Source organism: Vicinamibacterales bacterium (assembly GCA_036012125.1).
GTDB lineage: Bacteria > Acidobacteriota > Vicinamibacteria > Vicinamibacterales > UBA823 > UBA11600.
This window is the reverse complement of the sequence record DASCOS010000009.1, coordinates 229,102-249,869: the sequence shown is the minus strand read 5'-3', so window position 1 is coordinate 249,869 and position 20,768 is coordinate 229,102. Positions and strand designations below refer to the sequence as shown.

The 20,768-nt window shown below is 55.7% G+C and carries 15 protein-coding genes; 10 read left to right on the top strand and 5 right to left on the bottom strand.

Features of this window, described 5'->3' with window-relative positions:
- Nucleotides 1-21: 21 nt before the first annotated feature.
- Together QGH09_03985 and QGH09_03980 are read right to left on the bottom strand one after the other, a co-directional pair.
- Complete coding sequence (locus QGH09_03985) at nucleotides 22-1,143, bottom strand: hypothetical protein (GenBank protein HJO17344.1); 1,122 nt, start codon at nucleotides 1,141-1,143, stop codon at nucleotides 22-24.
- An 86-nt stretch (nucleotides 1,144-1,229) separates the two neighbouring features.
- The gene (locus QGH09_03980) at nucleotides 1,230-2,210 is read right to left on the bottom strand and encodes a sugar phosphate isomerase/epimerase family protein (GenBank protein ID HJO17343.1); all 981 of its coding nucleotides are present in this window, start codon (nucleotides 2,208-2,210) and stop codon (nucleotides 1,230-1,232) included.
- 186 nt (nucleotides 2,211-2,396) lie between these two features.
- Here QGH09_03980 and QGH09_03975 point away from each other — a divergent pair, with 186 nt between their 5' ends.
- From QGH09_03975 to QGH09_03955, 5 genes are all read left to right on the top strand, one after another.
- Nucleotides 2,397-6,626, top strand: a complete 4,230-nt coding sequence (locus QGH09_03975) for a M14 family metallopeptidase (protein HJO17342.1) — start codon at nucleotides 2,397-2,399, stop codon at nucleotides 6,624-6,626.
- Nucleotides 6,627-6,671: 45 nt separating this feature from the next.
- Nucleotides 6,672-7,928, top strand: a complete 1,257-nt coding sequence (locus QGH09_03970; protein ID HJO17341.1) for an MFS transporter — start codon at nucleotides 6,672-6,674, stop codon at nucleotides 7,926-7,928.
- A gap of 174 nt (nucleotides 7,929-8,102) precedes the next feature.
- Nucleotides 8,103-10,106 (top strand): S9 family peptidase, encoded by a 2,004-nt coding sequence (locus QGH09_03965; GenBank protein ID HJO17340.1) that lies wholly within the window; start codon nucleotides 8,103-8,105, stop codon nucleotides 10,104-10,106.
- Between the two features lie 322 nt (nucleotides 10,107-10,428).
- Complete coding sequence (locus QGH09_03960; GenBank protein HJO17339.1) at nucleotides 10,429-10,830, top strand: hypothetical protein; 402 nt, start codon at nucleotides 10,429-10,431, stop codon at nucleotides 10,828-10,830.
- 77 nt (nucleotides 10,831-10,907) lie between these two features.
- Nucleotides 10,908-12,176: a sodium:proton antiporter gene (locus tag QGH09_03955; protein HJO17338.1), complete on the top strand. Its 1,269-nt coding sequence runs from the start codon at nucleotides 10,908-10,910 to the stop codon at nucleotides 12,174-12,176.
- Nucleotides 12,177-12,197: 21 nt separating this feature from the next.
- On the opposite strand, the gene QGH09_03950 is transcribed toward QGH09_03955, so the two are convergent.
- On the bottom strand, nucleotides 12,198-13,448 hold the full coding sequence (locus tag QGH09_03950; GenBank protein ID HJO17337.1) for an MFS transporter: 1,251 nt from the start codon (nucleotides 13,446-13,448) through the stop codon (nucleotides 12,198-12,200).
- Nucleotides 13,449-13,585: 137 nt separating this feature from the next.
- Entirely contained in the window at nucleotides 13,586-13,972 is a 387-nt protein-coding gene (gene apaG, locus QGH09_03945; GenBank protein HJO17336.1) for a Co2+/Mg2+ efflux protein ApaG, read from the bottom strand.
- Nucleotides 13,973-14,095: 123 nt separating this feature from the next.
- Here apaG and aat point away from each other — a divergent pair, with 123 nt between their 5' ends.
- Nucleotides 14,096-14,764, top strand: a complete 669-nt coding sequence (aat, locus tag QGH09_03940) for a leucyl/phenylalanyl-tRNA--protein transferase (protein HJO17335.1) — start codon at nucleotides 14,096-14,098, stop codon at nucleotides 14,762-14,764.
- Here aat and QGH09_03935 read toward each other — a convergent pair.
- Complete coding sequence (locus tag QGH09_03935; protein ID HJO17334.1) at nucleotides 14,749-15,330, bottom strand: thioredoxin family protein; 582 nt, start codon at nucleotides 15,328-15,330, stop codon at nucleotides 14,749-14,751. The two genes, aat and QGH09_03935, sit on opposite strands and share 16 nt — an antisense overlap.
- A gap of 294 nt (nucleotides 15,331-15,624) precedes the next feature.
- Here QGH09_03935 and QGH09_03930 point away from each other — a divergent pair, with 294 nt between their 5' ends.
- The 4 genes from QGH09_03930 (at nucleotide 15,625) to QGH09_03915 (ending at nucleotide 20,749) form a co-directional block, all read left to right on the top strand.
- The gene (locus tag QGH09_03930; GenBank protein ID HJO17333.1) at nucleotides 15,625-16,788 is read left to right on the top strand and encodes a hypothetical protein; all 1,164 of its coding nucleotides are present in this window, start codon (nucleotides 15,625-15,627) and stop codon (nucleotides 16,786-16,788) included.
- Nucleotides 16,789-16,792: 4 nt separating this feature from the next.
- Nucleotides 16,793-18,616, top strand: a complete 1,824-nt coding sequence (locus QGH09_03925; protein ID HJO17332.1) for a M28 family peptidase — start codon at nucleotides 16,793-16,795, stop codon at nucleotides 18,614-18,616.
- A 94-nt stretch (nucleotides 18,617-18,710) separates the two neighbouring features.
- Nucleotides 18,711-19,076: a hypothetical protein gene (locus QGH09_03920; protein HJO17331.1), complete on the top strand. Its 366-nt coding sequence runs from the start codon at nucleotides 18,711-18,713 to the stop codon at nucleotides 19,074-19,076.
- 116 nt (nucleotides 19,077-19,192) lie between these two features.
- Nucleotides 19,193-20,749, top strand: a complete 1,557-nt coding sequence (locus QGH09_03915; protein ID HJO17330.1) for an aldehyde dehydrogenase family protein — start codon at nucleotides 19,193-19,195, stop codon at nucleotides 20,747-20,749.
- Nucleotides 20,750-20,768: the final 19 nt, after the last annotated feature.

The window sequence follows — 20,768 nt, the reverse complement described above, 5'->3', positions numbered from 1 at the left end:
CAGCGACGGAGCACGCAGGTGTCAATGCTCCTGAATGAAAAGTGTTTCTATTGGTGGGCCAGCGGTAGGCGTCTGGGTTCGAAAGTCGAAGCCCAAAAAGTGGGCGAGCGTCGCCGCAACCTGATTCTGCCCGATCGGTTCATGGTCGCTCCATTCCCCACGCAGTGATACGGTCGGGCTGACGAAGGCCATCCAGATGTACTGTGCACCCTCGGTCGCATTACCGTGGTCAGTCCAGTCGGCAGCGGTATTTCCTCGACCGTGATCGACCGTAATGATGATCCCTGTCCGGTTGCGGTATTGGCTGTCAGCTTCGAGCCACTCCCACAATTCCTGTAGATAGTCGTCGAACTGGTTGAGCGCTTGGAGTGTCCTGTCGTATCTCCCGTCGTGGGCCCAGTCGTCAGTCTCTCCGAGGGCCAGATACAGCACTCGTGGCTTGTAGGCGGCGAGGTGTGCCATCGCCAGGCGGAACGTATAAAAGTCGTGCCTGACGCTGTCCCACGGTGTCAATGTCTCGAACTGCTGGTTAGTTAGAGTCCGAATCGTCGGATTGGGATCGTCCGAAGACTGATATCCAGCATTGACGGTGAAGGTATCCACCTTGTTCGAAACAATCCAGCGGAAGGTTTCCCACGCGGCGAATACCGCGACTCGCTCACGGTCGAGCCTCAGTTCAGTTCTTAGGAAATCAAGAACCGTTGGAAATGAGTAGCGGCGATTCTCGTTGCTCGTGATGACGTCATCGTGTGACTCGCCCGTAAGTATTTCAGAATAACCAGGGTAGGAGAATCTCTGGGTGTTTGTGAGTTCAACAACACTTCCCCGCGTACGATTGCCGGCAATCGACCCGTAATCGGCCATCAGCGTTCCCCAGAAGAACGGCATCAATTGTCTGCGTCTGGCCTCGGGGGTTGAGGCCCAGTACTGTTGATAGACCGCGGTGGTCTCGACGGGCACGTCGTTACGGGAGGACTGCAACACATCGATGTCGAGGCCGCTAAAAATCTCTTGGGTTCGGGCCCCGTCAAGCGTGATAAGAATCACATTGTCGACTGTTGGTGGCTGCGCTATTAGCGGAGTGGTTGCAAGGGAAAGATACGCTAGTAAATTCCAGGTCAGGCGTGAGCTTGGGAGATTCATAACAGGTGTTGGGTAAGCAAGTCTTGAGGTAGCGGCGACCGACAGAGGACCTCAAAAAGAGGCATCCTGTTGTTCTGACTTTGTGGTCAATACTCTCCGGCCAACTCGCTTCTAACGCGCTCGAGGAGCGCCTTCGTTGCACGGATACCATCGGGTTCACTGAGTCGTTGACCTTCGTATTCGATACCGACATAGCCACGATATCCAGCGTCGAGGACGATCCGCATCATCCGAGTGAAGTCAATCGTTGTGTGATTTCCCGTTGCATCAAAATCGTGTGACTTGGCGCTAACGGCCTTGGCGTAGGGCATCATTTCAGTCACGCCTTGGTAATTGTCATAAAGCTCACCATCGGCCAAGTTGAAGTTGCCGAAGTCGGGGAGCGTGCCAACTCGCGGATGATTCACTGCCTCCATCACTGTGCTCAGCCACTCCCCGTTACTAGAAAGCCCACCGTGATTCTCAACGATGACGTCAATTCCATGCCCGTCCGCAAAAGTGGCGAGACGTGCGAGACCGTCGGTCGCGAGCTTGACCTGTTCATCCCAGGCACCCTCACTACGCGCATTCACGCGGATCGCATGACAACCGAGAAAAGCCGCGGCCTCGACCCACTTGTGATGGTTCTCGATGGTCGTGGTCCGCGCCGAAGCATCAGGGTCTCCCAAGTTGCCTTCGGCATCGCACATAATAAGCAGGCTGCGCACCCCTTCATCGTCGGCTCGCTGTTTCAGATCTCGAAGATAAGAAGCATTGCGAGCATGGCCGAAAAAGAACTGATTCACGTACTCGATAGCGTCAATGTCGTAGTCTCGCCTGGCCGTCCTTGCGAAATCGAGTGGGTTCAATGTTCCCTGGAGCACTGCGTCAGGGTCGGTGCGCAGAAGCGACATAAAGTTGTCGCCTCGGGGACCGAAAATTGTCCGGTTTAACGACCACTGGGCCAGCGAGATCCTATAGAGCGGCTCGCTTACTGATGGCTGCCCGACGGCCTTGATAGCTCTCGGTGCAAGGCTGGCAGTGGTTACCGCACCGAGAAACTCTCGCCGAGTGAAATCAACTGACATCTTCTCTCTTCCTTCAGCTAGCTGGAGGCGTGCCGAATCAAGTGTCGGCCGCAATCGTAGCAGAAAGTTACCAAGATCCTTGATCAATCAGGAACCAGGGGCTACGCTGGCAAGGCGGCCGGGGATGCCCAGCGCGTGAGTAATGGTTGGCAGCCCCACCGCTGCAAAACTTAAGGAGTGAGGACTTTGTATTGTTGGTGGAGACAACTTGTTCGCACTGCAGCACTGTTCGTGGTGGTTGTGGCTTCCACGGTCCGTACTGGAGCGCAGTCGGTTGAATTACCCGCGTTGACTCTCACGTCGATCTTCGACCAAGGTGTCATTTTTCAAGATCGTAACGCTGATAGCGTCACGGATTTCGTTAACGTCCGCTTTGTTTTAGGTGACTCGCCTAGCGCGTCTGACGTCTCGGCGGCAGCTAACGTCGCGGCGCGTCTCGGTTTCGAGTCAATGGCGATCGGGCTTCCCCTTGCTGACGCGAACCCTGACTCGCCGGTCGTCGCAATCGGCACTGCGGGAATGGCGCGTCTGGGCCTTTCACCATCGGCGATCGGACTGAATGAGCTTGCGATGGGTGAGGGCCTGGTAACGGTGACACGTGTGAGGGAAGTACTCGCGATTGTCCTAGCCGGTCCTGACGATGCTGGAACGCGGGCGGCTGCTGAACTTTTCGCCGGACGGCTACCTAAGGTGTGGGACCCGAAGGGCGCAGCATTGGCTGACGTTGTTGATGCGGCCGGGACTTTCCTGGATGTGCCAGTCGGCAGGATCGCTGTTCCTAATGCGCGTGTTACGGCGGGTGGTGCTGGCATTGACCGCTTGGGGGTCATTGTTCGTTTCGACGCGGTGGACGCACTACGACAGGCAGAAGACTCTCTGAATGAGCTGCTGACCTCTCGGGCGACCAACAATGTTGAACCCGAGAGTGACGACGACCCAACATTGTCCTACCCGGGAGCACTCATGCTTCAATTCAACCTAGTTGCCGAAGGGGTCGTTGTGTCGATTGACCTGCCGCGAGTGCGTGGTCCCGACCCTAAGCCTCTGAGCAGCCGGCCGGGGGCGGCGGCTAAGCGCAGTTTGGACTTGTCCTCGGTGTACGGCATTGACGGCTTTTTTGGCGACTCTAATAGCGATCTGATCCCAGACCGGACGGACATCGTGCTGGTGCCATCGGGCGGAGGCATCATGCGCACAATTGACCTTGCCGCGCGCCTCGGGCTCGAGACCACCGGATTATCAGTGCCATTAGCGCTGCCTACCGAAGCGATTGAGAAACCTGAATCGTTGCCGACGCCGGTGTTGATCGGCATGGATCACCCCCTTATCGATGCATTGATTGAGGACGGGAAGGTGGAATTACCTGACTTGATGCCAGGCCAGGGCCTTGTTCAGGTGGTACGGCCAGCATTTGGGAGTAAGAGCGCGGTCATTGTCACCGGAGGTGACGCCTCCGGTCTTGATCGGGCAATCCTTCAGTTGACCGAGCGGCTTCCTCACATCTGGGAGCGGGGAAAGGATCGCACCACGATAGACACGGTCGAGGACGATGCTCGGAACCTGCTGTCGGGTCGGTCTCCGGCAGGTCAGGCAGTAACGGCGCTGTACAAACTTGAGCAACTGGCCACTGAACTGTCTGATCGTTCTTTAACTTCGGCTGAGGTAACCGTCTTCGTCGAGAAGCCCGAGCAGGGCTTAGAGGTTTTGGTTCGGAGAACGGTCGAAGCATCACTAGCGGTGTCGGACTTGGACGTAACGGTGGAGAGTCTTGATGTCCAGGAGGCTCGGCCCGTCGAAGTAGACGGTGTTGTTATCGGTGATGAGATCGAGATTCCCTCGGAAGTCGATGAGTTCTGGGAACACTTCCGCAACAAGGTTATTCCAACCGTTATGTGGGATGAACCGATCACCGTGACAGCAAGACTCAGCGAGCCGCCAATGATGCGTTCGCGGATTGAGCAGCAGGTGATTCAAGAGCTTGTTGATGCCGGAGCGACACTTTCTGAAGTATCGGTATCGATCCTTTCGGCCTATAAGCAGGGTTACAGTTGGCTCTACGACGCCGTCCGGCCGAGGCTGGCAACTCTGCCGGTGGATCGAGTTGTGATTCGATTCGCCGAAATCGGTCCGCCTCCCGGGTGGCGGCAGCAAGCGATGTACACCCCGACGCGATGGTTGCTTGAACTGCATCCGATCGATGAAGTACTCGCCCGGGAGCTCGACCTTGCACTCGACAAAATCACATTCGAAAAGATGCCGATTGGGTCTCCGACCTACGAGGTGATTGCTTGGGACGCGCGTGGTCGCGAGCGGCTGCGGCAGGTGTTTGAACCTGCGGTAGTGGTGCGGTCGTATTTCGATCAGTTTCCCGATTACGAGAAGGTCCGTGTCACCACCGGTTGGCTCGACGCGCGTGTTGGCGACCGCGAGGTTGCTAACACACGGATCATTACCGACCCCGAGCGCTTTTGGGATTACTTTCAGGGGACCACGCTCCCAGCAATTTATGACTACGTCATGGAGCTTAGTGAGGGTAAACCCCGCGCAGCCGACGCGCCGCACTTTGGTGAGCTTACAGTGGCGGTGACACTGAGCGAGCCCGATTATCAGCTTGGCATCGACCAAGAGCAGATTGCACCAATGGAGGCACTCCACGAGGAGATCTACTTTGGTACGTTGCACTTCTTTGATGTTCTAGGCCGCTATGCTCGTGGGCAAGCGCTCAATTACCCGGGGCGGGTTATTCCGATCGTACAGGCGAAATCGGATGGCACCCCAGGTACTGCCACGATTAGTTTCACCGGCTTTGGCTCACCACGGCCCGCGGTTGTTGTGAGCTATCAAGAAGAGGGGGGCTTGGCTGGGCACCTGCGGCGTGACATTCCCAGGGTAGCCCTGGAACAGCCAGTGACACTAGCCGCTTACGTACGTGATGGTCAGGATGGTATCGAGCGACTCGATTTGCGCGTCAAGGTCGATTCGGAACACGACGAGTGGACGGAACTGGTTAAACGCACACGTGTTGAGCGGGTGGACGAGCAGATTATGTCCGCTACACAGTTGATCTCTCTTGTCGGTAACCTTGAACGGCTACGTGAGGCCGGGCTATATCGGGACGCGCTTGCTTACCACGGTTTGGGAGAAATACGCGTTGCTGCTGGGTGGGAGCACGAGATTGATATTGAGACCCAGCTAACCGCATCGCTTATCCGTGGTAGCCGGCCTGCGCCGTTTCCAGACGTCAGATCGTTGCTGAGCGGCGCGCCGACGCGTGACCCTGACGCTCCGATCGTCCAATGGGAGACCCCGATTCCGCCACCCGAAGCGAACGCTGTTCTTGCCGTCATGGCCGAGTACCCCGAAGCTACAACCTACCGAGTTGGCGGTAGCTATCTCGGCAAGGATGTTTGGGCAATGGATCTCATGTCGCCGATCGAAGCATCGCATTGGTCGCACGCGAAAGCGACAACGTTCAAGCCGACAGTCATCTACTCGGCACGGCAGCATGCGAATGAGGTGTCATCGACCAGCCATGTGCTCAAGTTGGCCGAGTTACTGCTGACTGACGAAGCCTTTAACTCACGGCTAAATAAGGTGAACGTGATCATTCATCCTATTACCAACGCCGACGGTGCACAGCTCGCCTACGATCTTTCTAGGAGCACCCCTAACCATATGTTGCATGCAGGATATCTTGGCGCCCTAGGTGTTGACGTTGCGTCGGGCCAATGGAACAGTGATCCCCTCTATCCCGAATCGACGATTCGCGTTGACTTGTGGCGCAGTTGGCTACCCGACATTTTTCTTAACCCTCATGGGTATCCATCACACGAATGGGTCCAACTCTTTTCGGAGTACGCCGGGTGGGTTCGGAACCGGGTGACGCAATCACGTGGTTGGTGGGGGATGCGGGGCTGGTTCATTCCGGGGTTTAGCTATCTCGACGATCCGCGCTATCCACGCCATAAGGAGGCAGCTTTCGCTATTCGAGACCTCATTACCGAGTACATCAACGCTGCGCCTGATGTCCGTGCGCTCAACGAAAGAGCCTATGCTCGCTACGCTCGATATGGATTTGATCACGACAACGAAAATTTTAAGCTTGATTTCTCTGATGATGTCCTGATCTACACGGCACTCAAGGGGTCGCGGGCTAGCGCGGGGAGTCGGAGCTTCATGGCACGTAACCCACGTGTCACTATTTGGAGTGGCAGCACTGAAGCGCCAGATGAAACTGCTCATGGTGCCTGGATGGATCTTGTTGCAACTGCTGGCTTGCAGTGGGACAAGGCAATTCTCCAATATCTCGCCGACGGCAAGCACGAGGTCGAGCGTGATGGTAGCGAGTTCTTCGAGGGTGTGCGACTGACGATGCACCGGCCGAGGCCGCCAAAAGAGAAGAACAACGAGGAATGACTGTCTGGTTCTTGAGTGCCTGCTCAAACCATCGGTAGCTGAGTCGTGGCCACTTCTTCTGGCAAACCATCGAACCTCCTGAGCTTACATTGGTGGCGAGAGTCATCCCCAATTGCGAGGCGTGCGTTGGTCGCCGCGTCAATGGGATGGCTACTGGACTCCTTTGACGTCATGCTTTACGCGCTCGTGCTCGCCGCGCTCATGGCTGATTTGAATATGAGCACCGCAACGGGTGGTTCACTGGCCTCTCTGACGTTGGCGGCTTCCGCGGTTGGCGGGATCCTGTTCGGTGTGTTCGCCGATCGTTTCGGCCGTGTTCGCGCACTCATCTGGAGCATCCTCACCTACTCCGTGTTCACAGCAGCCTGTGGTTTTGCACAGTCGGTGCGCCAGCTCGCTGTGTTCCGTGTCTTCTTGGGCATCGGCATGGGCGGTGAATGGGCGAGCGGTGCAGCGCTCATCTCAGAGACGTGGCCAGCTGAGCATCGAGGCAAGGCGCTTGGCCTCATGCAAAGTTCCTGGGCTCTTGGATACGCTGCTGCAGCCATCGTGACTGCACTCGTATTACCAAGCTTGGGCTGGCGGGCAGTGTTCTTCGTTGGCATTTTTCCAGCCCTGTTCACGGTCTGGATTAGACGGCGGCTTGAAGAGCCTCAAATCTGGCAGGCCAGTGCACGCAGCAGTAAATCTTTAGGCCGTTTCAGTTCAATGTTCCGGCGTGAACTGCGCAGCCTAACAGTTGCAGTGACCCTGATGAATGCCTGCATCATGTTTGCGTGGTGGGGCTTCAACCTGTGGATTCCAGCCTACCTCTCGCTATCGGTAGCGGATGGGGGCATTGGATTGAGTGCATATGCGATGTCCGCACTAATCATCGCAATGCAAATTGGGATGTGGCTTGGCTACGTAATGTTCGGTTTCGTGAGTGATCGCGTTGGAAGGAAGCGTACTTACATAGTTTACGTACTGATTGCGGCTGCGCTTATTCTTGCCTACACCTCTACCCGTAACCCGATAGCGCTACTCGTGTTGGGCCCGTTTGTTGCGTTCTTCGGAACCGGATCGTTTAGCGGATTCGGAGCGGTGACTGCGGAGATATATCCAACTGAAATCCGCGCTACGGCCCAGGGATTTACCTACAACATTGGTCGTTTGGCTAGCGCTGCAGCTCCATGGATTGTCGGGTCACTTGCTGAGACCCATGGTTTTGCTCCGGCACTTTCGATTACGTCTGCAGCCTTCATTGTGGCTGCCATTTTCTGGATTTGGATTCCGGAGACACGGGGCAGGGAACTGCGTTGAACAGAGCGGGATTCAAAGGATAGAAGTCAACGGGAACAAGGCCGGGGAAGCGGGACCGACGACTTTTCCTTCCCCGCAATTTTTGTTTTTGGCTTCCACCATCCATTTTCTCTGTTCTTTCTCTGATATCCTGCTCACCGTACTCGTTATCAAAGGAGACCCATGAGTCCTCGCGTGTGTATCACTGTTCTATTAGTTGTCATTGGCGTGATGGTAGGAGCCGACCGGTCGGTGAGTGCGCAAGTTCGCCCCTTTGAAGCCGCCGATCTCTATCGGCAGCAGGCCGTTGGCGACGTTCAACTTTCACCTGACGGGGAGCGAGTTGCCTACAGCGTTAGAAAAAGCGATCGACCTGGGCGTTCCTATTCAGAAGTCTGGGTAATGGAGATCGCAAGCGGCGAAGTGTCGAAACTCGGTGGTGAAGGTGGCTTTGCCTCGGGGCCTCGCTGGTCACCTAACGGTCTAGAGATTGCTTACTTCGGCGTGGTGGAAGGTCAGGCAGGACTCGTAGTAGCGCGCGCGGATGGCTCGGCCGAAAAATTTCTTACGCCAATTACAGGTACAAATCATCCACTGCCGTCAGCTGGCGAGCGAATTGCGTGGGCCCCCGATGGCAACCGCATTGCTTTCGTGTCGGCGACCGGTGAGGCAGAGGATGCGGCAGCGGGTGACCCGATGGTCATCACCCGTTATCTCTACAAGCCAACGGCTTCAGAGGGGATGACTCGGTTTAACGACAATCGTCGAGTGCATATATTCATATTTGACCGAATTACTAATCGCGTAAATCAACTTACCAGCGGAATCTATTACGAGCACTCTATCGATTGGTCACCGCAAGGCGATGAGATTGTGTTTATTTCGAATCGCGAGCCGGACCCGGACCGTGTTTTTAATTACGATATATATGCAGTGCGTGTTGCAAACGGCGCGATTCGTAGGGTGACTGATACGGCGAGTGCGGAGTACCAACCGACATGGTCACCCGACGGTCGCCTGATCGCCTATTTAGGATCTCGACGGTCGTTAACTTCATCCGAGACGACGATGGAGGACACCCACGTGTGGGTTCTCGACGCTGATGGGCGTAACCGCCAGGAGCTCGGCGGCAGCATTGATAATCGTCAACGGAGCGTGCGGTGGGCTTCTGATGGTCAGTCGCTTTACTTCACGGTTCAGGCACGTGGCAATGTCCATCTGTTTCAGCTGCCCACCTCTGGTGGTTCACCCCGCATGACTGTTATTGATCGAGGACGGGTCGGCGCTTGGTCGGTGGCGGACAATGGCGCGATCGCTTACACATTCACTGCGCCGAGCGGCCCTGCTGAACTCTATATGCGACACGACGGTTCGTCGGAACCATTGACGTCGCTAAATGCCGAGCTTCTTGCCGAGCGTGTGACGGCTGAGGTAGAAGCGTTCACGTTTTCGAGTTTCGATGGCCGACCTATCGAGGCATTCCTTACTAAACCCGTTGATCTTGATTCAGCAAATCGTCATTCACTGGTGGTCATGATCCATGGTGGTCCCCACGGTCAGCAAGGGGCGGCGTTCAATCTAACTGCACAGGTCTATGCGGGACTCGGCTGGGCAACACTCATGGTGAATTACCGAGGGTCGACTGGCTATGGGCAGGAGCTGACCGACGCCATTTTTATGGATCAAAACGGTGGCGAAGCGAAAGATGTAATGGCTGGTGTTGATGCAGCGCTCGACAGGTACCGGTGGCTTGACGGTGGTCGGTTGGTGATCGAGGGCGGGAGCTATGGTGGGCAGCTCACGAATTGGATTATTACGCAGACAGAGCGCTTTAGGGCAGCGATTCCGCGAGCGAGCATTTCAAATCTCATCAGCTTCAACTACATGGCTTACTATCATGATTATCTCGCCGTAGAATTTGGTGCTTACCCCCACGAAAATGGCATCATTGATTTGCTTTGGGAACGGTCACCCATTCGTTACGCACACAGCGTGACGACTCCAACAATGCTTGTGCACGGCGAGAACGATAATGATGTACCGATTGCTGAAGCCGAACAGTTTTATATCGCACTCAAAGACGTCGGCGTGGAGGTGGTGATGGTACGCTACCCACGCGAGGGTCACGGCATTCGCGAGGCGGCCCACCAAGTAGACCTACTTGAACGTTCAATTGCTTGGTACGAGCGGCATTTCTAGGACACCACTGTGGCCGTCACCTCGACGCGATGAGCGATTCGGCCCCACCCGGTCCAACCTTGCATGCCCGGTCTCATCGGGCTAGACTCGGCCTTTCCGTGTAGGTTTGCTTTTCTGAGACGGTCAGCGTTCCGTTCCCGGTGGTGAATATGAGACCTTCGGCGTTCGGCGTCATACTCTTTGGTTTTCCTAGAACCGGCCCAGGTCCAGAGTCTACTGGCTTGTCGTTCCGTTTCCTAAGGCCGTTGTGTCAGTTCGGCTCATACAACTTGATTCCCCGGTCGGCCATTAGTCTTCTATAGATTCTTTGGAGGGTAAGACTATGAAGAAGTGCGGAGATGTTCATAAGATTGCGGCCGCGGCGGTCATTTTAGGCATCATGGTGGTTGTGACGGCGTGCGGATCAGGTAGGGAATACGATTCGCCGACCGGAGGGCCGATCGAAATCGAACGATCGCAACTCAACATAAGCGTAAGTAATCACTCCGGTACCGGGCTGAACGACCTCAAACTGGAAGTGTTTCCTGTCGGACGACAGATGGTCTTTTCGGCGACGATATACCGCTTGGAGTCTGAGGCTACAAACCGCTTCTCGTTGGGTGAACTTCGCGGAAGCGACGGCACGCCGTTTAACCAACGGGTGCATCGGCCTGAGAGCATACGCGTGACTGCTACGGGGACGGGGGGCGACGACACGTATGAAATTGAGGTTGCGTGGGAATGAGCGCTGAACTGAGCGCTCGCAGTATTTTTTCAATTTTTTTTTCGGATGAGACGTCACTCTCACAGTAGAGTGACGCGATGGGCATAGAGTCGGTTCTCCAGCTTGCTACCCTCCTCGTGACCGGAGCGGCGGCGTTTGGCTACCTGAACCACCGGTGGCTGAAGTTGCCCCATAGCATCGGCCTTGTTGTCATTGCTCTTTTAACCTCGCTCGCCGCACTGGCGGTCGATAGCCTCATCCCTTCACTTGGTTTCCGCGCGGCCGTCCACGGTGTATTACTTGAAATCGGCCTGTACGAAACCCTGATGAAAGGCATGTTGGGCTTTCTGCTTTTCGCGGGCGCCTTACATGTTGACTTGGCCGATCTATTGAATCGCCGCTGGGCGATCTCGATGCTAGCAACGGTTGGCACCCTCGCGTCAACACTGATTGTCGGAGCGTTGACCTACGTAGGTTGGCACGCGCTCGGGTTCGACGTTTCATGGTTACAGTGCCTTGTCTTCGGCGCGCTCATTTCACCTACTGACCCGATCGCTGTGCTCAGCATTCTAAAGACGATTGCTGTGCCGAAAGCACTCCAAGCCAAGATCGCTGGCGAAAGTCTTTTCAACGATGGTGTGGGCGTGGTCATTTTTTCAGTTTTGGTTGGGTTGGGGCTTGACGCCACTTCACCAGGTAATGTGTCAGTTCTGATGGTGGTAAAGCTACTGTTGACCGAGGCGGTCGGCGGTATTGCACTCGGCTTATTGACGGGATACCTCACCTTTCGCGTTATGCGCCAAGTGGACGAGCATAACCTTGAGATACTGATGACGCTCTCTCTCGTGATGACGATCTCAGTTATCGCGATTCAGTTACACGTGTCAGGGCCACTTGCAGTTGTTGTCGCAGGACTCTTCATTGGCAATCACGGCACGCGATTCGCGATGAGTGTAAACACACGAAAACATATCGAAACGTTCTGGTCGTTACTCGACGAGATTCTAAACTCAGTTCTGTTTCTCATCATCGGTTTTGAGGTCGTAGCGCTCTCCTTGAACGGTAAGATTGGCCTTGCCGTAGGCTTGGCGATTCCCGTGGTTTTGGTGGCTCGTTTCGTAAGTGTGGCGGGTTCAATCACGCTTCTGGGCTTGATGCGAACGTTTACACGAGGCGCGATTCCCGTACTTACGTGGGGCGGATTGCGGGGAGGCATCTCCGTTGCGCTAGCGTTGTCGCTGCCACCGTCACCGGTCAAGGAGTTGTTGCTTGCGGCGACCTACGGTGTTGTTATTTTTTCGATCATCATTCAAGGTTTAACAATCGAAGGCGTTGTCCGCCGGACGGTGCTGCCGGAGGAAGGTTGACGTTTCTAGCTGTTAGAGTTCTTAGTCTGGGCCAACGACTGGCGACTTACGGAGTCTGTGCCACCCAATCAATAGAGCCGGCAGGACCGCGAACGTTGCGCCGACGAAGCTCAGCTTGGGGAAACCACCGCTTGCTAGGAGCACACCGGACGCAAGGCTAGCCACTGCCCCGGTCACCCAGGTAACCGAATCACCGAAGCCCTGTACATGGAGGCGGTCAATGTCAGGCACGCTGTCGGTCAGCAGAGCACTGCCGGCAACGAACCCGAGATTCCATCCGAGACCCAGCAGGAGTAACGCGACTGTCAACCGCATGGTTTCGTGTCCGGGAGTGTTGGCGGCCAAGAACGCTGAACCCACCAGCATGGCCATACCGAGCAGAATGACGGGGACACGTCCCAGTCGATCGCTCAGTATCCCTGTAAGCGGAGAAAGTGCGTACATGCCAAAAGCGTGAGCACCGATGACCAATCCGATCGAACCAAGCCCATCACCCGCGCCTCGAATGTGGACTGGTGTCATGGTCATTAGGAGCACCATTACCCCTTGGGAAATGACTAATGCCATTAGCGCGATCTGCATTTCGGGTACCCCGAGCAACCGACTGATGCTGGAATACTGAGCCTTTGAGCTGGTCGACGCGTTGAATGAAGCGAGCCGCGGCATTTTTGCCCGCAAAACCCCGATCGCGCTTAGGGCTCCAACAATGGTAACCAAATAGGCGCCAGACGTTTCGACAGTGCCGAGCCACATCGCAAATACGCGCGCTGGTTCGAGAAGCGCTGGGCCGACCACTGACCCTATCGTGCCGGCCCAGATCACCCAGCCGATTGCCGCTCCGCGTTGTTTCGATTCATACAGGTCTGACGCCGCATAGCGCGTGAGCCGATTTGCACTGTGGCCAGCACCCAGGACGAACATGGCGAATGAGAACAGGGTGAAGGACGCGAGATTTGTTGCAATCACGGCTAGGGCTGCTGCTACCGCCACGACTGTGTAGCCCAGAACCAGGCCGCTACGTCGTCCAGACTTGGCCATCCTAGTTGACAGCACCGTTGAGCCAATGGCCATACCAACGACAGTAAAGGCTGACGGCAGACCACTCAGCATAGCGTTACCGAGCAGGTCTTCGGCGATGAGAGGAGCCACGATAATTGCGGCGATGTATCCGCTTGAAGACAGGCCGGCACTCATGAAAAGTGCCGTCATCGCCGCGCGCCTGGTGCGGATGGAAACGTCTGGTTGCATCACATACGGAGGGGTGTCTACCAACGAGTGAAGCACTCGACTAAATGGTGAGAGTAGGCCAGCCGATGCCTACTAACCAACCCACAGGTCCTCGACGTTTCAAGTAACAAATACGTTTTGACCAAGAAAAATCCTACCGCTTGACGTGTCCGACGGCACGTTCAGTGCACGGTGTAGGGTTCTGTCAGAGCGAATGGAGCGATCTCGACCTCGAAATTGTCACCGTCGGCCGTGAGCATCTGGTAGGTCCCTTTCATCATGCCGAAAGGCGTGGTGAGTGGACAGCCGGACGTGTACTCAAATGATTCACCAGGTGCCAGCACCGGTTGTTTGCCGATGACACCTTGACCCTGAACCTCCTCAACCTGGTTCTCAGCGTTGGTGATGACCCAGTGACGGCTAACGAGTTGCACCGTATCGGTACTCTCGTTCGAAATCTTGATCGTATAAAGAAAGAACCACAGATTCTGCGGCTGAGAGTTTTCAGCGGAGTAATGAGAGGTCACGTGGACCCGGATCCCTTTAGTTACCACTTCGGATTCGTTCATGGCAAAACGCTTCGTGCGACGTGTGGAACGACTCGTCCATCATTTCATTGTATGCAGACTAACCCCAGAGGGAACCAATGCCCAGCTACGACTGATGAACCACTATATATTACTAGACGGATTATGATTTCGCTCCCGGTCCTGCTAACGGCCTACCGTTCGGGTTTGTTCCCAATGCCCGGGCCATCTGGAACCATGGTGTGGCACGCGCCCGACCCGCGTGGAATCCTACCGATAGGTCGGTTTCGTGTCTCGCGTCGCCTGGCACGTGTCCTGCGGAGTCACAAGTTCGACATAACATTCGATCGCGCGTTTCATCAGGTAATTATTGGCTGCGCGTCTCGCGGGGTTGAGGGTGACTGGATCAATGGCGAAATTATCGAAACATATTCGGCGCTCTACGAAGCGGGTTTCGCACACTCGGTCGAGGTGTGGTGTGGTAGAGAATTGGCTGGTGGACTCTATGGCGTTGCCTTGGGGGGAGCGTTCTTTGGCGAGTCGATGTTCTATCGTGTGACCGACGCGTCGAAGGTAGCACTTTCGGCCTTGACAGACCACCTGCGGACCCGCGAGTTCCGCTTACTCGACGTCCAATGGCTCACACCGCACTTGGCACGTCTAGGTGCGGTGGGGGTGCCCCGCGTCCATTACCTAGAGTTGTTGGAGGATGCTATGCAGGTCGACCCAGGGTTCGTTACAGGGCAGGGCGTTTGTGATGAGCGAGGAGCGCCCAGTAAACAAGGGCGCTTTATGTCCAAGGTCGGTTCTAAATCATCTCAACCGGCGAAGTAATCCGGTGCGTTGTTTGGTTTCCACTTGATGTTGCAGCCAAGGCTTGGTGTTTGAGGTCCAGGGACCGGTGAGCCGGCGAGGATGGCGTCCACTGCCGTTCGTAAGGACTCGCCGGTAACGGGTAGGCCATTGTTCGGTCGACTGTTATCGAACTGTCCTCGGTACACAAGCCGCCGACCCACGTTGAACAAAAAGAAGTCCGGTGTGCAGGCCGCGCCATATGCTTTGGCTATCTCCTGTGTTCCATCCACGAGATACGGAAAGCGGTAATCAAACGCTTCGATGTCCTCTACCATTCGTTCAGGGGCATCTTCGGGGAACTCAGCTGTGTCATTTGAATTGATCCCAACCACCGCGACATGCTTCGGGAGGTAGTCGCGGGCGAACACGGCTAGTGCCGGCTTCAGATGTTTCACGTAGGGGCAATGGTTGCACATGAAAATGACCACGAGTGCTGGTGCATCGGAAAAACGAGACAGCGAGACGACGTCTCCACGCGGGTCGGGCAACACGAAATCTGGCGCTGGTGTCTCCAGAGGCAACATCGTGGAGGCAGTGCGGGTCATACCGGCACAAGAATACAGGAGTTGGGAGTAAAAAGTGAGGTAGATGTTGGACTAGGGACGCTGCGTGCGTGCAGTTTATAGTGTATTACTACCGTGCTTTCGTCTTGAGAGGATAGCTACAGTGACAGGGAGTGTGGTGTGAATTACCATGCGGTCAGTCAAATCGTGGCGGCGCAGGACACATCGGACGGAGCGTTTAATGGTTAGATACCAAAGTTCCCGCGATTCTGGGCGAGCGCGATAATATGGTGAGGGCGGGCTCTGACGGCCAGAGAGTTAAGGATGATGTGGAATATGACAAACGTTGGGACACGGATGTGCAGGGTAGTAATTGTGGCGGCGGTGCTGGTTCTAGGGCTGTCGGGGACCTTCGTTGCTAGTCAGAATGACGATGGTTACTCTGAATCTGACTTCGTGACGCGTATCCGGCAGCTGACCATCACAGGCAAGCGGGCTGGAGAGGGCTATTTTCGACCAGACGGTGGCATGCTTGTTTTTCAAAGTGAACGAGAGCCCGAGAACCCCTTCTATCAGATTTACGTTCTTGATATGGAGACGGGTGACTCGCGCCGGATTTCACCAGGTCATGGTAAGACGACCTGCGCTTTTTTCCAGCCTGGCAGCGCGCTCATCATGTATGCCTCAACTCAGCACGATTCCGAATCCGAGGCGTTACAGGCTGCCGAGATGGCTTTTCGCGAATCTGGGCAAGAACGACGATACGCGTGGGACTACGACCCGGAGATGGAGATTTATACATTCGACCAGGACACTGGTGAATATGCGCGATTGACAGATGTCTACGGGTACGACGCTGAAGGGGGCTATTCACCAGATGGAGAATGGATCGCGTTTACGTCGATGCGTGACGCCTACAACCGAGAATTGAGTCAGGATGAGCGGAAGCAACTAGAACTAGACCCGTCGTACTTTGCTGAAATCTACATTATGCGTGCTGATGGATCAGGGCAGCGACGGCTTACCGATGTTTTGGGGTACGACGGCGGTCCGTTCTTCTCCCCCGACGGTTCAAAAATCGTTTGGCGGCGCTTTGACGAGGCAGGTTTGACCGCCGATGTTTGGACGATGAATCTCGACGGCACCGAGCAGCAGCAGATCACTGACTTTAACTCGTTGAGTTGGGCGCCGTACTACCATCCATCAGGCGAATACATCTTCTTTGCATCGAACAAACTGGGCTTCACGAATTTTGAGGTGTACATTGTCGATGCCGATGGTCGAAAGGAACCGATACGTATCACTTACACCGATGGGTTCGATGGACTGCCTGTACCGTCACCAAATGGCGAGGTTCTAACATGGACGTCAAATCGCGCTGGTGGTCAAGCCGGACAGATTTTTCTTGGACAGTGGAATCATGCCAAGGCGCTCGAAGCGCTTGAAGCCGCTGGGCCAAGAGATTCTGGCGGGACCAGCGAGGCGGGTGGTGATGAGTAACGATATGACGAAGCGATATCGCGTTCAATTCTCCGTGGCAGTTTTCGTCGTGGGAGTGAGTGCATTCGTAGGTCCGGTTGTTGCCCAAGAAGGATGGCGCACACAATCGCATGTTGAGGCGCTGGCGGCAGATGCATTGGGGGGACGCCTGACTGGGTCTGAAGGAGCCCAGGGTGCAGCAGACTACATTGTCGGGCAACTTCGCACGATCGGAGCGACAGTCCTTCCAGGCCAATCAGATTTCCGGCTACCTTTCGAGTTCACGGCCGGTGTCAACGATGCTGGCACGTCACTGACACTCAACCTTGATACCAGCTGGAATAGCAGTGACGACGTGCAAGCGCTGTCGTTTTCTGATTCGACCGAAGTCGAAGGTGAGGTGGTGTTCGCTGGTTACGGCCTAGTCGTGCCAGACTCGCAAGACTTCGGCTATGACAGCTATGCAACCCTCGACGTCACCGACAAGATTGTTGTGGTGCTTCGCTATTTTCCAGAGGATGTAGATCAGGAACTACGTAACATCCTCGCGCGGTATTCAGGCCTCCGCTATAAGGCAATGGCTGCCCGCCAACGTGGGGCAAAGGCATTGCTCGTGTTAACTGGCCCGCGCTCACCGAACGCTGGCCTGACGATTCCGATGACCTTTGATACGGCCATTTCCGGGTCGGGGATTGTCGCCGCGACCATGAGTGCAGCTGTGGGGGATTCACTGTTTGAGTATGTGCCGAACCGGACTGTCGAGGAAATTCAGGCTGAACTGGACACCGGTAACCCTCACGTGGCGGGATTTTCTATCGACGACGTACGACTGACACTCGATGTCAGGGTGACTAGGGAGCAGCGTACCGGCTTCAATGTTGTCGGATATTTGCCGCCGTTGGCCATGCCTTCGGTCACTGCAGACCAAAAGCCGTATGTGTTACTGGGTGCGCACTATGACCACTTGGGCCTCGGCCTCCAAGGCAATTCTTTAGCACGTGATAACGAGCGTGGTGAAATTCATAACGGTGCTGACGATAACGCATCTGGTGTGGCGGCGGTCATTGAAATCGGCCGTGCACTTGCTGGCACTGACCGTCGGAGAGGCGTCATCCTGGCGTTTTGGTCAGGTGAAGAGTTGGGTCTCCTTGGGTCTGCGAACTTTGCTGATACAGAACCAGTACCGATGCCGGACATCTCGGGTTATTTAAACTTTGACATGGTCGGACGCGCACGTGACAACAGGCTTGCGTTGCAGGCGGTGGGTTCTAGCACGGCATGGGAGGGGCTGATCGAGCAGGCGAACGTACCTGTTGGTTTCAACGTGCAGATCCAACACGATCCGTATTTGCCGACCGATGTGATGAGTTTTAACGGTGCGGAGGTTCCGAGCCTAAATTTCTTCACAGGTAGCCATTCGGACTACCATCGGCCGAGTGATGATACTTCGGCTGTTAACTACGAGGATCTTGACCGAGTGGTCAGGTTAGGTACGATCATCGCGCGTAACGTTTCCAATCGAAACACTCCATTGGACTTTGTACGGGTCGAGCAGGTAGAGCAGCAGGGCCAACGTGCGAGCTTGCGGGCGTTCACTGGAACGATTCCTGACTATACTGCTGAGGTCGAGGGTCTATTACTAGGTGGTGTTATCGAAGGTGGTCCGGCGGCGAAGGCTGGCCTCCAAGAGGGCGATGTGCTCATTGAGTTTGCAGGTCAATTGATTGCCAACATCTATGACTACACTTACGCGTTGGATGCCGTGAAGGTTGATGAGGTCATTACTGTGGTGTTTTTACGCGACGGCGAACGTCACGAGATCACCATGACTCCCACCGCTCGTCGCTAGTAGCTACGCACAGGCGGAGGCTGACCCCTGACGTGCCGAGCTCGCCTCCGTCAGGACTGTGGAACCCGAGTGATTTACCTAACGGAGGAGTTCAATGGCGACAGTCGTAGCAGTCTTTGGCCTGTTTATGATTGTCCTTGGTAGTGTTGTCATGGTGGTTCCCTGGGGCGTGACACGGCTGGCGTTGTTGCATCAGGGCAGGCTGCATTTTGCCATCGCTGCGGTTCGGCTTGTCGTTGGGCTAGTTCTGCTAATGGTGGCAGCAGAAACACGACTACCGATGTTCCTCCGGTTCTTCGGTACGCTGGTGCTCTTTTCGGGGGTCATGATGTTACTGGTCGGCCGCGAACGGATTCGGTCGTTCTCGCAGTGGTTAAGTCATCGGCCACACGCTCTCGTCCGACTCGCCGGACTTTTCGTCGTGGTGATCGGTGCGACACTGTTCTACGCGGTAACATAGACCGGCACCGGGGTCGGGTAGCTCACCGTGCGTTCGCAATCCTTGATGCAAGTTTCGTGATGGTAGGTGTAGCAGAACTCTAACGTTTGGCGGTTTACGATGGGTGGTGTGCATTGATGTCTGACTTACTTAACACACTGGGTATTGCACCAATTAATTCTGGGGGGTTTGGTGGCGACTGGGTCGGTTCAGGGCCGGAGGTTGAAGTGGTCACACCGATCGATGGCTCCCGTATCGCGTCGGTTAAGACAGTAACTGAGGACGAATACGAACAGATCGTTGGTCAGGCGGTGCACGCGTTCAATGCGTGGCGTAACGTGCCGGCTCCTCAGCGCGGTGAGGTGGTGCGTCAGTTGGGCGATCGCTTGCGCGCTGCCAAACGGGATCTCGGTGCGCTTGTAACGCTTGAGGTGGGCAAGATTGCGGCTGAAGGTGAGGGCGAGGTGCAGGAGATGATCGACATCTGCGACTTCGCGTGTGGGCTATCACGGCAGCTTTATGGCTTAACGATGCCGTCCGAGCGAGTCGACCATCGGATGTACGAGCAGTGGCACCCATTAGGAGTTGTTGGTGTGGTGTCCGCGTTTAATTTTCCGGTTGCAGTGTGGAGTTGGAACGCGGCGCTCGGTGCAGTGTGTGGTAACAGCACAGTGTGGAAGCCGGCGAGCCGAACCCCGTTAACCGCGATTGCTGTTACCCGGCTCGCCGAAGAGGTCTGCCGTGCTAACAACGTGGACCCGGCCGTCTTTTCACTGACCATTGGCGGTGGCTCGACAATCGGCGAGCGATTAGTTCAAGACCGCCGAGTCGGTCTCATTTCCGTAACCGGTAGTTGCGAGGTTGGGCACCACGTGGCCGGAGTCGTCGGCCAACGCCTTGGTCGTACGATCCTTGAGCTGGGCGGTAACAACGCAATTGTTGTCACAGCCCACGCCAATCTTGATGTGGCCCTGCCGGCCATTCTGTTCGGTGCGATTGGGACGGCTGGGCAGCGGTGTACCAGTACACGCCGGATTATCTGTCACCGTTCGGTACGTAGTGAACTAGTAAATCGATTGAAGCGTGCCTACGCCGGTGTGCGGATCGGCGACCCTCGGCAGCCGGAAACGTTGATGGGACCGTTGGCCACTCTGGATGCCGTCGAGAATCTGATGCAGGCAGTAGCGCGGGTCAAGGCAGAAGGTGGTGAGGTTCTTTGTGGTGGTGATCGGCTGGAGGATGAGGCCCACCCTGGTGGACACTACGTCACACCATGTCTGGCTACTGCGACAAACGACTTGGCCATCGTACAGGAAGAAACCTTCGGACCGATACTCTACATCATCGATTATGGTTCAGCTGATGCGATATTAGCGCAGTCGGTCGAGGAGGTCGAGGAAGCGGTGACCCTTCACAACGCCGTGCCTCAGGGACTGTCGTCGGCCATTTTTACCGAGCATCTTCGAGAAGCGGAATATTTCGTGTCGGCGTGTGGCAGTGATTGCGGGATCGCTAACGTCAACATCGGCACCAGCGGAGCTGAGATTGGTGGAGCTTTCGGTGGAGAGAAGGAAACGGGTGGTGGGCGAGAGTCAGGAACGGACGCCTGGCGAGCCTACATGCGCCGCCAAACCAACACGATCAACCGAAGCACTGAACTTCCGCTTGCGCAAGGGATCAAGTTTGGTGATTGACATTGGAGCCCGAACTACC